Source organism: Streptomyces sp. DSM 40750 (genome assembly GCF_024612035.1).
In the GTDB taxonomy this organism is placed as follows: Bacteria; Actinomycetota; Actinomycetes; order Streptomycetales; family Streptomycetaceae; genus Streptomyces.
Genome location: NZ_CP102513.1, coordinates 6,689,826 through 6,703,120, shown reverse-complemented (window position 1 = coordinate 6,703,120; position 13,295 = coordinate 6,689,826). Strand labels below are relative to the sequence as shown.

At 72.0% G+C, this 13,295-nt stretch carries 10 protein-coding genes; 3 read left to right on the top strand and 7 right to left on the bottom strand.

Annotation, left to right across the window (positions count from 1 at the left end; all coding sequences use genetic code 11):
- Positions 1 to 535: 535 nt before the first annotated feature.
- Both JIX55_RS29850 and JIX55_RS29845 read right to left on the bottom strand, forming a co-directional pair.
- Positions 536 to 1,045 (bottom strand): EamA/RhaT family transporter, encoded by a 510-nt coding sequence (locus JIX55_RS29850; RefSeq protein WP_257569521.1) that lies wholly within the window; start codon positions 1,043 to 1,045, stop codon positions 536 to 538.
- Between the two features lie 204 nt (positions 1,046 to 1,249).
- The gene (locus JIX55_RS29845; RefSeq protein WP_257566345.1) at positions 1,250 to 1,612 is read right to left on the bottom strand and encodes an SH3 domain-containing protein; all 363 of its coding nucleotides are present in this window, start codon (positions 1,610 to 1,612) and stop codon (positions 1,250 to 1,252) included.
- 195 nt (positions 1,613 to 1,807) lie between these two features.
- Between JIX55_RS29845 and JIX55_RS29840 the strand changes: the two genes are divergently transcribed.
- A complete protein-coding gene (locus tag JIX55_RS29840) occupies positions 1,808 to 4,069 on the top strand; it encodes a serine/threonine-protein kinase (RefSeq protein WP_257566344.1) in 2,262 nt (753 codons plus the stop codon).
- 218 nt (positions 4,070 to 4,287) lie between these two features.
- Here JIX55_RS29840 and ilvD read toward each other — a convergent pair whose 3' ends face one another.
- The 4 genes from ilvD to JIX55_RS29820 form a co-directional block, all read right to left on the bottom strand.
- Complete coding sequence (gene ilvD / locus JIX55_RS29835; protein ID WP_257566343.1) at positions 4,288 to 6,141, bottom strand: dihydroxy-acid dehydratase; 1,854 nt, start codon at positions 6,139 to 6,141, stop codon at positions 4,288 to 4,290.
- Positions 6,142 to 6,330: 189 nt separating this feature from the next.
- The gene (locus JIX55_RS29830; RefSeq protein ID WP_257566342.1) at positions 6,331 to 6,948 is read right to left on the bottom strand and encodes a TetR/AcrR family transcriptional regulator; all 618 of its coding nucleotides are present in this window, start codon (positions 6,946 to 6,948) and stop codon (positions 6,331 to 6,333) included.
- A complete protein-coding gene (locus tag JIX55_RS29825; RefSeq protein WP_257566341.1) occupies positions 6,945 to 7,766 on the bottom strand; it encodes a sugar phosphate isomerase/epimerase family protein in 822 nt (273 codons plus the stop codon). The genes JIX55_RS29830 and JIX55_RS29825 overlap by 4 nt, the downstream gene beginning before the upstream one ends.
- 281 nt (positions 7,767 to 8,047) lie before the next feature.
- Positions 8,048 to 8,980: a Ppx/GppA phosphatase family protein gene (locus tag JIX55_RS29820; protein WP_257566340.1), complete on the bottom strand. Its 933-nt coding sequence runs from the start codon at positions 8,978 to 8,980 to the stop codon at positions 8,048 to 8,050.
- Between the two features lie 71 nt (positions 8,981 to 9,051).
- On the opposite strand from JIX55_RS29820, the gene JIX55_RS29815 reads away from it, so the two are divergent.
- Positions 9,052 to 9,933: a hypothetical protein gene (locus tag JIX55_RS29815; protein WP_257566339.1), complete on the top strand. Its 882-nt coding sequence runs from the start codon at positions 9,052 to 9,054 to the stop codon at positions 9,931 to 9,933.
- A 5-nt stretch (positions 9,934 to 9,938) separates the two neighbouring features.
- Here JIX55_RS29815 and JIX55_RS29810 read toward each other — a convergent pair whose 3' ends face one another.
- Positions 9,939 to 11,663, bottom strand: coding sequence for a BACON domain-containing protein (locus JIX55_RS29810; protein ID WP_257566338.1), 1,725 nt, complete (start codon positions 11,661 to 11,663; stop codon positions 9,939 to 9,941).
- Positions 11,664 to 11,904: 241 nt separating this feature from the next.
- On the opposite strand from JIX55_RS29810, the gene JIX55_RS29805 reads away from it, so the two are divergent.
- Positions 11,905 to 13,287 carry an alpha/beta hydrolase gene (locus tag JIX55_RS29805; protein WP_257566337.1) on the top strand — a complete coding sequence of 461 codons (1,383 nt, stop codon included), beginning with the start codon at positions 11,905 to 11,907 and terminating at the stop codon, positions 13,285 to 13,287.
- Positions 13,288 to 13,295 lie beyond the last annotated feature (8 nt).

Sequence of the window (13,295 nt, the reverse complement as noted above, 5' to 3'; positions counted from 1 at the left end):
GGGACATCGTCGCGTGGTGGGGTGGTGTTGGGGAGGGGTTCGCCCCCGCCGCCCTTACCCGTTCCCACCCCCAGGGGCTGCCGCCCCTTCGACCCCGCGCGCGGGAGAGTTCGGGGGGTGCGGTGGTATGGCGACAGCGGGTGGGTGGGGGCTGGTCGCTCAGTTCCCCGCGCCCCTTTCGGGGCTCCGCCCCGGGCCCCGTCTGGGGGCTGTGGGGCGCCCGCCGTTCTTGGGGCACGTCGGTCGGCCTTTGCGGCACGCCGCAACCTTTGGGCCCCGCCTGTCGTGTGGCACACCAATCGTCGTGGCCCCGATCGTCAGGACCTCGCCGACCCTCAGGCCCGGCGCCCCTCAAGCCCGGCGGTCCAGGGGAACCCGCCGATCCATAGGGCCTCGCCAACTCGTAGGGCCCCGGCGACCCCCAGGACGCCGCCAAGCCCTAGGACGCCGATAGCGCTTGGGGCCTCGCCCATCAAATGCCGGAGCAGCCCGTACATGCCGGAGCAGCCCGTTAGAAGCCGACGGCCCACCCCCGTTACCCCCTCCGTCGCTTCGCCGGATTGCCCGTCCGCTTGGACGTGCGGCGCTCGTACTGCTCTCGGGCCGTGGTGAATTCCTCGCGGTGGAGGGATTCGCCGGGGGCCTCGCGTAGGGAGCGGAGGAAGTAGGCGGTGAGGGAGCCCAGGAAGCCGATGGCGAGGAGGCCTCGGAGGGAGGATTGGCGAGCTGGGTCGGGGCGTTTGGTGAAGGCGCCCCAGGTGTGGCCGAAGGCCAGGGCGCTACAGACGGCGAACATGACGACGACCAGGATGGCGACGAAACCGCCGATCGCGGCCAGTTGCAGGCCCTCGTAGGCCAGGCGCAGCACCAGGCAGGAGACGAGCACGGCGGCGAGCGAGCCGGCGGAGACGGTCGCGCGGCGGGCCCCGTAGTTGCCGTCGTGATTCAGCCAGCTCGTCCCGAAGAAGCGGATGGGTTCGGGGCGCGGGCCCGTGGGGGTCGCGTGGGCCCTCTGGGTGTCCTGCGTGCCCTGGGCGTCCCGGATGCCCTGCGCACGTTGGGAACTCTGCGCGTCCCGGGTGTCCTGGGTATCCCGCACGCCCTGCACGTCCCGGGCGTCCCCGGTGTCCTTCGGTCTCTCGCTCACGGTTGATTATGGCTCTGGGAGCGGGGGTGGCTTCGCTGCGGTACCGGTCCGGGTGCCGGTGCCGGTACCGCAGCGATGTTCAGCGGCGCGCCCGTCTCCGTGTCAGCCGCAGCGCGGGGCCACGTAGCCGTCGCTGCCGGTGTAGACGTAGGCGTCGGAGATGTACTCGCCGTCGTCGATGTTGTCCCAGACGTTGGTGGTGCCGTAGGGGCCGGAGATGGTCTGGCCCGGCGTCTGGCAGAAGATCGGCACGCTGGAGCCCCCGGAGAGGACTCGGACGATGCCATAGCTGGTGCTCGGGCCGCTGCGGACGTTGAGACGGACGCCCGGGGCGGTCGAGTAGTAGCGAACGGCCGCCGTGGCGGTCGCGGCAGTCGCGGCCGTGGCCGTCGCCTCGGCCGAAGCCTTGACGGTCTGCTCCCCCTCGCCGTCCCCCGCGATCTCTTCGACCTGGTCGACAGACATGGCTGATCTCCCCCCGTTTGAACCCCGTTGAATCCCCATGAAAGCCATGGGGACCCGTTGATACCCCTGAATCAGGACACACACACCTGTGCGTTTTTCGCACGCAGAGGCTAGCAAGCCGCCTCTGTCCCGTACGTGTCATCGACTAGGCTCCGTGCGTCGCGCGAGCGGCCGAAACAGCACGGGGGTGGACCCATGGCACCGCAGCGGGGCACCGGGTCGGGAGCGGAAGCGGAACTTCCTGAGTACGCCGGTCAGTACCGCCTGGAGTCGTGTCTGGGTTCCGGTGGCATGGGCGTCGTCCATCTGGCCGCCTCGACCTCAGGACTGCGGCTCGCGGTGAAAGTCGTGCACGCCGAGTTCGCCAAGGATCCTGAGTTCAGAGGGCGGTTCAGGCAGGAGGTCGCCGCCGCGCGACGCGTGAGCGGTGCCTTCACCGCGCCGGTCGTCGATGCCGACACCGACAGCCCCCGACCTTGGATGGCCACTCTCTTCATTCCCGGTCCGACCCTCGCCGAGCACGTCAAGCGAAACGGGCCCATGCCGCCCGGGCAGTTGCGGCGGCTGATGGCGGGGCTGGCCGAGGCCCTGCGCGACATCCACCGCGCCGGTGTGGTGCACCGGGATCTCAAGCCCAGCAATGTGCTTCTCGCCGAGGACGGGCCCAAGGTCATCGACTTCGGCATCTCCCGGCCGAAGGACAGCGAACTGCGCACCGAGACCGGGAAGTTGATCGGCACACCGCCGTTCATGGCCCCCGAGCAGTTCAGGCGGCCCCGGGAGGTCGGGCCCGCCGCCGACATCTTCGCCCTCGGGTCGGTGACCGTGCACGCGGCCACCGGGCGCGGGCCCTTCGACTCCGACAGCCCTTACGTCGTCGCCTACCAGGTCGTCCACGACGAGCCCGACCTCACCGGCGTACCCGCGAACCTCGCGCCGCTCGTCGGCGCCTGCCTCGCCAAGGAGCCCGAGGACCGGCCCACGGCGGACGAGCTGATGCATGAACTCCGGTCCGTGGCCGCCTCGTACGACACCCAGACCTTCATACCGACCCAGCGGGAGGGGAAGGGGGAAGGAGAAGGGGAGGGCTCGGGACGGGCGGGACGCAGGGAGCGAGGGGACAGTTGGGCTGCTCCCGTTGCCCATACTGCCGACGAGGGCACGGGCACGAGCACAGGTGTTCATAGAGACGGCAGCGGTGGCGGGTCCGGTGGTCCGGGCGGCTCCGGGCGTGGGGGCCCGGCCGGGAAGCGGTTGCGTCAGCGGGCCGTTCTGGTCGCCGCCTCGCTGGCGTTGGTCGCGGGGGCGGGGTTCGGGGCCGTACAGGTGATGGGGGGTGACGGCGTACGGGCCGGCGGTGATACGGCCACGCCGCGGGCCAGCGGGGCCGCGGCCGCCGCTCCCGCGCTCAAGCCCTGGGCCACCAAGCCGGCGGCCAGGAAGAACGGGGCGCCGCAGTGCTCGTACGGGGCGGGGAAGTTGTTGTGCGTGCAGCCGGGGCTGGTGTCCGCGCTGGATCCGGCGGACGGCAGCGTGCTGTGGCGGCACACCGTCGACGGGGTGGGCGTGGCGGGCACGAGTGATCCGCCCGTCGAGTCGGGTGAGCTGGTGCACGTACTGACGGACGAGGGCACCCGGCTCCAGGCGCTCGACCCGCACTCCGGCGAGGTGCGGTGGGAGCGGGACATCGCCGCGTACGGCGGGAAGCGGTACGTGGGCGGCACGCTCCTGCTGACCGCCGCCGACGGGACGGTCACCGGCGTGGACAGCGCCACCGGCGACACGCGGTGGAGCGGCCGGATCCCGTCGCAGCCGGAGGCCTACTTCAAGTCGTTCGACGGGGACCCGCTGGCGTACGTGGCGAGCGTCACCGGCGAGGGGTCGGAGGCGCGGACGCGGATCACGGCGGTGGACCCGGACACCGGGGACGTGCGGTGGGACGCCCGGCTGGAGGGCAGTCTGGAGCCGGTGGGGTCGCATGGCGGCGTCCTCTTCTTCGCCTCGCTCGGGGGCGCGTACGGCGACACGGTGGCCGTGGTCCGGTACGACCCCGACGCCGAGGCGACGGTTCGGGTCGTGCTGCCCCTGCCGGTCCAGGAGGCGCGCGGGCTCGTGCGGGGCGATGTCGTGTACCTGCTGGGCGGCCTCGGCGGTTCACTGGTGGCCGTCGACATGGACGCCCGTAAGCAGCTGTGGCGGACCGAGACAGAAGTGGCGCGGACTTCTGCACCGGTCGCCGACGACCGGCACGTGTACTTCACCTCGTCCGACGGGCGGCTGCTCGCGGTGGGCGCGCGGAAGGGCGGGCTCAGTGGAGGGACGGCCTCGCGGCTCGGGGCCTCGGCCCGGGTCACCGCCGCCCTGCCCGAGCCCGTGGTCATCGACGGACGGGTCTGCGCGGGCGCGCCCGACGGGACCGTGCTCGGGCTGGACGGAAGCGATCCGACGAGCTGGTGACAGGACCGCCCGGCGTGGCCCGAGACCGCCCTCGGCGAACGGAACCGCTCAGCGAACCGCCCCGTCGACGAACGGAACGGCTCAGGCCGCTCCCTCGGCGAACGGAACGGCTCAGAAACGCCCCCTCGCCAAGCGGTACGACCGAGGGCCGCTCCCCTCAGACCCTCAGGGAACAGCCCTCGACTACAGCAGGCTTCAGCCCAGCTTCGTGAAAGACCTCAGCCCAGCTTGCTGACGTCCCGCACCGCACCCTTGTCCGCGCTGGTGGCCATCGCGGCGTACGCCTTCAGCGCGGCCGACACCTTCCGCTCCCGGTTCTTCGGGGCGTAGACGCCGTTCAGCACCTGCTCGCGGCGGGCCAGCTCGGCGTCGTCGACCAGCAGCTCGATCGAGCGGTTCGGGATGTCGATGCGGATGCGGTCGCCGTCCTCGACGAGGGCGATCGTGCCGCCGGCGGCCGCCTCGGGCGAGGCGTGGCCGATGGAGAGGCCGGAGGTGCCGCCGGAGAAGCGGCCGTCGGTGATCAGCGCGCAGGTCTTGCCCAGGCCTCGGCCCTTCAGGTACGAGGTCGGGTAGAGCATCTCCTGCATGCCGGGGCCGCCCTTGGGGCCCTCGTAGCGGATGACGACGACGTCGCCGTCCGTGATCTCCTTCATGAGGATCTTCTGAACGGCCTCCTCCTGCGACTCGCAGACGACCGCCGGGCCCTCGAACGTCCAGATCGACTCGTCGACGCCGGCCGTCTTCACCACGCAGCCGTCGACCGCCAGGTTGCCCTTGAGCACCGCCAGGCCGCCGTCCTTGGAGTAGGCGTGCTCGGCGGAGCGGATGCAGCCGCCCTCGGCGTCGTCGTCCAGGGACTCCCAGCGCTCGGACTGCGAGAAGGCCTCGGCGGAGCGGACGCAACCGGGGGCCGCGTGCCACAGCTCCACGGCCTCCGGGGACGGCGAGCCGCCGCGCACGTCCCACGTCTTCAGCCAGTCGGCCAGGGAGGCGCTGTGGACGGAGTTCACGTCCTCGTTGAGCAGGCCCGCGCGGTGCAGTTCGCCCAGCAGGGCGGGGATGCCGCCGGCGCGGTGCACGTCCTCCATGTAGTACGTGCGGTCCTTGGCGACGTTCGGCGCGACCTTCGCGAGGCACGGCACGCGGCGCGAGACCGCGTTGATCTCGTCGAGGCCGAACGGGACGCCCGCCTCCTGGGCGGCGGCCAGCAGGTGCAGGATCGTGTTGGTCGAGCCGCCCATGGCGATGTCGAGGGCCATGGCGTTCTCGAAGGCCGCGACGCTCGCGATCGAGCGGGGCAGGACCGTCTCGTCGTCCTGCTCGTAGTAGCGGCGGGTGACGTCCATGACCGTACGGGCGGCGTCCTCGTACAGCGCCTTGCGGGCGGTGTGCGTGGCGAGGACCGAGCCGTTGCCCGGGAGGGAGAGGCCGATGGCCTCGGTCAGACAGTTCATCGAGTTGGCGGTGAACATGCCGGAGCAGGAGCCGCAGGTCGGACAGGCGTTCTCCTCGATACGGAGGATGTCCTCGTCCGAGATCTTGTCGTTCACCGCGTCGGAGATCGCGTCGACGAGGTCGAGCGTGCGGACCGTGCCGTCGACGAGGGTCGCGCGGCCGGACTCCATCGGGCCGCCGGAGACGAAGACCGTCGGGATGTTGAGGCGCAGGGCCGCGTTCAGCATGCCCGGGGTGATCTTGTCGCAGTTGGAGATGCAGATCAGGGCGTCGGCGCAGTGGGCCTCGACCATGTACTCCACGCTGTCCGCGATCAGGTCGCGGGAGGGCAGGGAGTACAGCATGCCGCCGTGGCCCATCGCGATGCCGTCGTCGACCGCGATCGTGTTGAACTCCCGCGGGATGCCGCCGGCCTCACGGATCGCCTCGCTCACGATCCGGCCCACCGGCTGGAGGTGGGTGTGGCCCGGCACGAACTCGGTGAAGCTGTTGGCGACCGCGATGATCGGCTTGCGGCCGATGTCCGCGCCCGGTACACCGGAGGCGCGCATAAGGGCGCGGGCGCCCGCCATGTTGCGGCCGTGGGTGACTGTGCGGGACCTCAGCTCGGGCATCGCGCTCGCTCCTTCAGAGACTGCGATCAGAGACTTCTGACTGAGTTGAGCGTACGCCCGTTGCTCCAAGGCTTGGACGCCTTGTCCGGAATGCGGGATGGGTGTCTCGGTTTTCGGGTGGGACCGTCGTGGCCGCTCGGGCCCGCGCGGCGGAGCCGTACATCGATACGGCCCTACGCCCCTACGCCCCTAGAGAGGTGCGGTGAGGTGGGCCTGCACCACAGGTGCCACTCTCCTGATGATCTGCTCCGGGTCCGCCGACGCCAGGGGTTCCACCTTGATCACGTATCGGAGCATCGCGATGCCCACCAACTGGGCGGCGGCCAGCTCGGCGCGTAGTTCCGCGTCCGGGACGTCCAGGCGGCCGGCGATGCGGCGCAGGACCTGGGTCGCGATGATGCGGCGGAAGACGGCGGCCGCGGTCTCGTTGTTGACGGCGGAGCGGACGATCGCGAGCAGGGGCGCGCGGGTCGCCGGGTTCTCCCAGACACCGAAGAAGAACCTGGTGAGCCGCTCGCCGACGCCGTCGAGGGGGCCTTCCTCGACCGTCCTGGGGGCCTCCATGGCCGGTGCGAAGGAGAGCGTGATGGCCGCCTCGAACACCTGCTCCTTCGTCCCGAAGTAGTGGTGCACGAGCGCCGAGTCCACCCCGGCGGCCTTGGCGATACCGCGTACGGACGTCTTGTCGTAGCCGCGCTCGGAGAACTCCTCGCGGGCCGCGGCGAGGATGCGGTCGCGGGCGGCGGGGGTGTCGGCCGATTCCGTACGGGGAGGCCGTCCCCGGCGGCGGGGGGTGGCCGAGGTCACGGCCGGGGGATCTGCAGGGCGGAGGCGAGGTGCAGCCGGGTGAAGGCGAGGGCCTCCGCCAGGTCGGCCTCGCGCTCGGCGGCGGACATGGCGCGGCGGGTGTTGACCTCGATGACGACGTGGCCGTCGAAACCGCTCAGGGCGAGACGTTCCAGCAGCTCGGCGCAGGGCTGGCTGCCGCGGCCCGGGACGAGGTGCTCGTCCTTGGCCGACCCCTTGCCGTCGGCCATGTGCACATGGCCGAGGCGGTCGCCCATGCGGTCGACCATCTCCAGGGCGTCGGTGCGGGAGGTCGCGGCGTGGCTGAGGTCGATCGTGAAGTGCCGGTAGTCGTCCTTCGTCACGTCCCAGTCGGGGGCGTACGCCAGCATCTCGCGGTCGCGGTAGCGCCAGGGATACATGTTCTCGACGGCGAACCGTACGTCCGTCTCGTTCGCCATCCGCCAGATCCCGGTGACGAAGTCGCGCGCGTACTGGCGCTGCCAGCGGAACGGGGGGTGCACGACGACCGTGCTCGCGCCGAGCTTCTCGGCGGCCGCCTGGGCGCGCTGGAGCTTCACCCAGGGGTCGGTGGACCAGACCCGCTGGGTGATCAGCAGACAGGGGGCGTGTACGGCGAGGATCGGGATCTGGTGGTAGTCGGAGAGGCGGCGCAGGGCCTCCAGGTCCTGGCTGACCGGGTCGGTCCAGACCATGACCTCCACGCCGTCGTAGCCCAGGCGCGCGGCGATCTCGAAGGCCGTCGCCGTCGACTCCGGGTACACGGAGGCCGTGGACAGGGCGACCTTCGCGTCCGGGATTCGCACGACGTCTGCCACGCAGGACAGCCTAAGGGGTGCGTTTCGTTGTGTGGGCCCGGGCCGGGGTGTTGGCCGAAGGCGTGGTGCCCTCGCCTGTTCGACGTCGGGGGTGCTCGACGAGGGCGGCCGCGGGTCCGTCGTGGGCGCTCGCGCCCACGCGGCGGAGCCGCGGATCGATACAGCCCCGCGCTCCTGAAAGATCTCCGGGCCCCTTGCCCACAACGACCCCTTACGCCGTACCCATGTGACCCAAGCGACGCATAATCACGCCGTACCCATGTGACCCAAGCGACGCAGGATCACGCCGTACCCATGTGATCCAAGCGACGCAGGATCACGCCCTCCCGCAAAGCCCACGGGCAGATCTCCAGGGTCTCCACCTGGAACAGGTCCATCGCGCCCTCCGCCACCAACGCGCCGGCGAGCAGCTGATTCGCGCGGCCCTCGGAGACGCCGGGAAGTGCGGCGCGTTGGGCGGTGGTCATGCCGGCGAGTTTGGGGACCCAGGTTTCGAGGGCGCCGCGCTTGAGGTCGCGCTGGACGTATAGGCCCTCGGCGGAGCGGGCGGCGCCGCCGATGCGGGCTAGTTGCTTGAAGGTCTTGGAGGTGGCGACGACGTGGTCGGGGGCGCCGAAGCGGCTGAACTCGCCGACCGTACGGGCGATCTGGGCCCGGACGTGGCGGCGCAGCGCGCGGATGTCGTCGGGGGTGGGCGGATCGCCGGGGAGCCAGCCGGCGGTGAGGCGGCCGGCGCCGAGGGGCAGGGAGGCGGCGGCGTCGGGCTCCTCGTCGATGCCGTAGGCGATCTCCAGGGAGCCGCCGCCGATGTCGAGGACGAGGAGCTTGCCGGCCGACCAGCCGAACCAGCGGCGGACGGCGAGGAAGGTCAGCCGGGCCTCCTCGGCGCCGGTGAGGACCTGCAGCTCGACACCGGTCTCGTCCTTGACGCGGGCGAGGACCTCGTCGGCGTTGCTGGCCTCGCGCACCGCGGAGGTGGCGAAGGGGAGCAGTTCCTCGACGCCCTTGTCCTCGGCGGCCTGGAGCGCCTCGTGGACGACGGTTATGAGTTTGTCGACCCCTTCGGGGCCGATGGCCCCGGCCTCGTCGAGGAGTTGGGCAAGGCGTAGCTCCACCTTGTGCGAGTGCGCGGGCAGGGGGCGCGCGCCCGGGTGTGCGTCCACCACCAGCAGATGCACCGTGTTCGATCCCACGTCGAGGACACCGAGTCTCATGTACGGAACGCTACTGCCAGCGGAGCCGTGCGCCGTCCTCGATGTGCTCTCGGGCGCCGTACCCTGGACGGGTGCCAAAGACGAAAAAGGCAAAGGCTGACAAGTCGGCAGCGGGAACGGCCGCGGCCGGCGGCCCTTCGCGGGCGAAGGCGGCGACCAAGCCACCCAAGTCGAAGAAGAACTCGGCGGAGTCCACCGCCCCGGACGAGAAGGGGCTCGATTTCGCGCGCGCGTGGGTGGAGTTTCCGGATCCCGCGGACGACGAGCAGGTCTTCCGCTGTGATCTGACCTGGCTGACCTCTCGCTGGAACTGCGTCTTCGGCAGCGGCTGCCAGGGCATCCAGGCGGGCCGCGCGGCCGACGGGTGCTGCAGCCTGGGTGCTCACTTCTCCGACGAGGACGACGAGAAGCGGGTCGCCGAGCATGTGGCGAGGCTCACCCCGGAGATCTGGCAGTTCCACGACGTGGGCACGGAGACCGGCTGGGTCTCCAAGGACGAGGACGGCGACCGTCAGACCCGCCCGTACGAGGGGTCGTGCATCTTCCAGAACCGGCCCGGTTTCGCCGGTGGCGCGGGCTGCTCGCTGCACATCCTGGCGCTGAAGGAGGGCCGCGAGCCGCTGGAGACCAAGCCGGACGTCTGCTGGCAGCTGCCGATCCGACGGACGTACGACTGGATCGACCGGCCCGACGACACGCGCGTGCTGCAGGTGTCGATCGGTGAGTACGACCGCCGCGGCTGGGGTCCGGGCGGCCACGACCTGCACTGGTGGTGCACGTCGGCGACCTCGGCGCACGGCGCGGGCGACCCGGTGTACGTGTCGTACCGGCCGGAGCTGATCGAGCTGATGGGCAAGGCGGGGTACGACCGCCTGGTCGAGCTGTGCGAGCAGCGGCTGGCGCCCCGGCTGCCGCTGGTGGCTCCGCATCCGGCGGATCCGGTACGGCCGTAAGCGCGTTACGAGGCGGGCGGGGGGTCGCCTCCGCCGTCGCTCGGCGGCGGGGTCGGGCCCGGGCCGGTCGGCGCCTGGTCGGTGGGTGTCGGGGTCGGGTCCGGCTGGGCCGGGCCGGTGGGCGTGGGGTCCGGGTCGGGCGTCTGGGGCGGGGTGGTGGGCCTCGGGGGGCCGCCCGGGTCCGGGTTCGGCGGGGTCGGGCGGGAGTCGACCGGAGGCGCCGGCACCGGGCCGTAGCCCTCGATCGTCACCACCGCGCCCGAGGGGGCGAGCGAGACCCGCGCCGTCCAGTCCCCGGCGGGCTCGCTCAGCTGGTCGACGTACACCTTGATCGTCAACGACTCGCCGGGTTCCAGGGTGCCCGAGGACTGGCTGAGGTAGAGCCAGTCCTCGCCGGTGCGGGCGGACCAGTGGACGGGTGAGTCGCCGGTCGCCCGCAGGGTGATGAGGGTGGTGTCACCGTCGTTGGAGGCGGTGACCGAGAGCGCACCCTGCCCCTTCCCCTGACCTACCTCCACGGAGACGTCGTCCACCGGGTGCTTGCCCTTGCCGAGGCGGGCGCCGGGCCTGGTGGCGTTGCCGGTGTTCTCGTACGCGCCGCGGCCGTCGCCGTCGGTTTCCTCGCCCTGCTTCTGGCCCGCGCTGACCGAGCGGCCGTCGCCGCCCTCACCGACGAGGGGGGCGCCCCGGTAGGCGGCCCAGAGGGCGAGGACGGGCGCGGCGACGACGGTGGCGACGACGGTCGTGGTGACGGCACGCGTGCGCAGCCGGTCACGGCGGGCCGCGCGGTCCCTCGGGTCCATGGGGAAACCGCGCCGGTCGAAGCGCGGGGCGCCGCCACGCGCGCGCGTGAGGTGCGCCATCGCCAGGCCCAGGGCCGCGCGCGGTGCTTCGAGCACGGGCAGCGCGGCGGGGGTGACACTCATGCCGGGCCAGCGGCCGGGGACGGCGCGCTCGGCGGCACGACGGCAGACGGGGCAGTCGTCGACGTGCCGGACGAGCTCGCGGCGCAGGGTGTCGCTGAGGACGAGCTGATGATCATCGGCCAGACGGGCGACGCTCGGACAGGCGCCGGTCTCGACGACGGCGAGGGCCGCGCGGGTGCGCTCCACCTCGCAGGCGGCGGAGGCGAGCAGCTCGCGCGCGGCGGCCGGGGCCATCCCCAGCACATCGGCGACCTCATGGGCGGCGAGCTGATGCCGCACGGCCAACTCCAGCGCCTCGCGCTGCTCGGGGGTGGTGCCGGCGGCCTCCGGCCAGGCGAGCAGGGCGAGTTCACGCCGCCGCTGCCGCTCCTCGTCCGCGGAGAGGGTTACGGTCCTGACGCCGCCCTTCTGAGCCGCCTGCGAGGCGCGCTGTTTCTCGACACCGCCGCGGTGCGAGATCGGGCGCCCGGAGGCATGCGTGCCCTGACGTTTCCGCCGGACCTCGGCGAGCTTGCGCAGACAGGCCCACCGGGCCAGCGCGTACAGCCAGGCCCTGCGGTCGTCGGCGGCATCCGGCCCGCGGCGCCGCTCGGCGAGGGCGAGCACGTCCGCCAGGGCCAGGGTCGCCGTGTCGTGGTCGCAGAGCACGGACATGCAGTAGGTGAACAGGCCGTCCAGAAACGGCTCGTAGCGCGCCGACGGGCGCTGCGCCACTGCGCGCGCCGCCGCCCGATCGCGCGCCTCGCGATGCGCCCTGTGTGCGCCGGTGGTGCGGGTCGAGGTCTCCGGACTCCTCTTCATCATTCGTGGACGGTAGGCGCCCGGAAGCAGCACCTTCTCCCCCATTCAGCACATTTACTCCGTACGGGTGAAACGATCCCTCATAAGGGGCGGGAGTCCCGGATTCCGCAGCGCGTGGCCGGAATGTTGTGCACTTTCTTGACCGTCACCAGAAAATAGCCCTACATTCCCTGAGGCTCGAGTTACTCCCAAGTACGAGCGAGCAACGTCCCCCTCCTCCGCGTCGACAGGAGCTCCATCCCTCATGGCCGTACGCACCCGCCGCTCCGCCACCCGTACGTTCGCCGCCCTGGCCACCGCCGTCGTCCTCTCTCTGACCGGCGCCTCCGTCTCGACCGCCGCTCCCCAGGCGTCCGCGACCGCCGCCGAACGCCTCACCGGCACCCTCGCCGACGGCGCCACCTGGATCGCCGACGTCCCGGAGAACTGGAACGGCACCCTGATCGTCTTCAGCCACGGCTTCGGCGGCAGGGCGGCCCAGAACGCGCCCCGCGAGGCCGTACGTCTGCGCCTCCTCGAAGAGGGTTACGCGCTCACCGGTTCCTCCTACGACGTGAGCGAGACCCTCTGGGCACTGGAGAGCGCGGAGCGCGACCAGGTCGCCACCATCGCGGCGGTCACCGAGAAGATCGGCGAACCCACCCGCACCCTCGCCATGGGCCAGTCCATGGGCGGCCTGGTCAACGCCCGGCTCGCCGGCTCCGGGGCCGGCGGGATCGACGGCGCCCTGGGCCTCTGCGGCCTCGTGGCCGGCGCCAACGACCTGCACACCTACCAGCTCGACGCCGAGTACACGATCGCCCGGCTCCTGCTTCCCGACACACCGGTGAAGCTGGTGGACTTCGCCTCCGAGGCCGAGGGCGCCGTCACCGGGCAGCAGCTCACCGACGCCGTCGTCGCCGCGCAGAAGACCCCCGAGGGCCGCGCCCGTATCGCCCTCGCCGCCGCCTACCTCAACCTGCCCGCCTGGGCACCCGGCAAGGACCGCCCCGCCGCCGGCGACCGGGCGGAGCAGCAGGCCCAGCAGTACGAGTGGCTCGCGCAGGGCATCCTCAACCGCGTCGAGCCCGCCCGCTACCACGTCGAGAAGGCCCTGGGCGGCAACAACTCCGGGAACAAGGGCGTCGACTACGCGCGCGTGCTCGCGACGTCCCAGCACGCGCCCCTGGTCAAGGCCCTGTACCGAGAGGCCGGCCTCGACCTCCGGGCCGACCTCGAGAACCTGACCGCCAACGCGAAGATCAAGGCCGACCCGTCCGCCGTCGCCGCCGGCGAACGCACCTCCTCCGCCGGCCAGGGCCTCGCCGTCCCCCTCCTCGACATCCACACCACCGCCGACGACCTCGTCCCCGTCGAACAGGAGAACCGCTTCGCCGATCGCGTCCGCGCCTCCGGCGACGGCTCGCTGCTCCGCCAGGCCTACGTGGAACGCCAGGGCCACTGCTCCTTCACCGTCGCCGAGACCGTCGCCGCCCTCCACGCCCTGGAGTCCCGCGTCGACTCCGGCCGTTGGGGCGCCGCCGCGACCCCGGGCGCCCTCCAGACCGCAGCGACCGCCCTCGGCCTCGACGGCGCGGCGTACGTCCCGTACCGCCCGGCGGAGCTGACGATCGGGCGACGCCCGTAGGACACCGT

What these genes read in the sequence shown, in the direction of transcription:
- JIX55_RS29845 (WP_257566345.1), bottom strand. Translation starts at nt 1,612, where the DNA reads ATGTCTGTCGACCAGGTCGAAGAGATCGCGGGGGACGGCGAGGGGGAG.
- JIX55_RS29840 (WP_257566344.1), top strand. Translation starts at nt 1,808, where the DNA reads ATGGCACCGCAGCGGGGCACCGGGTCGGGAGCGGAAGCGGAACTTCCT.
- ilvD (WP_257566343.1), bottom strand. Translation starts at nt 6,141, where the DNA reads ATGCCCGAGCTGAGGTCCCGCACAGTCACCCACGGCCGCAACATGGCG.
- JIX55_RS29820 (WP_257566340.1), bottom strand. Translation starts at nt 8,980, where the DNA reads ATGAGACTCGGTGTCCTCGACGTGGGATCGAACACGGTGCATCTGCTG.
- JIX55_RS29810 (WP_257566338.1), bottom strand. Translation starts at nt 11,663, where the DNA reads ATGATGAAGAGGAGTCCGGAGACCTCGACCCGCACCACCGGCGCACAC.
- JIX55_RS29805 (WP_257566337.1), top strand. Translation starts at nt 11,905, where the DNA reads ATGGCCGTACGCACCCGCCGCTCCGCCACCCGTACGTTCGCCGCCCTG.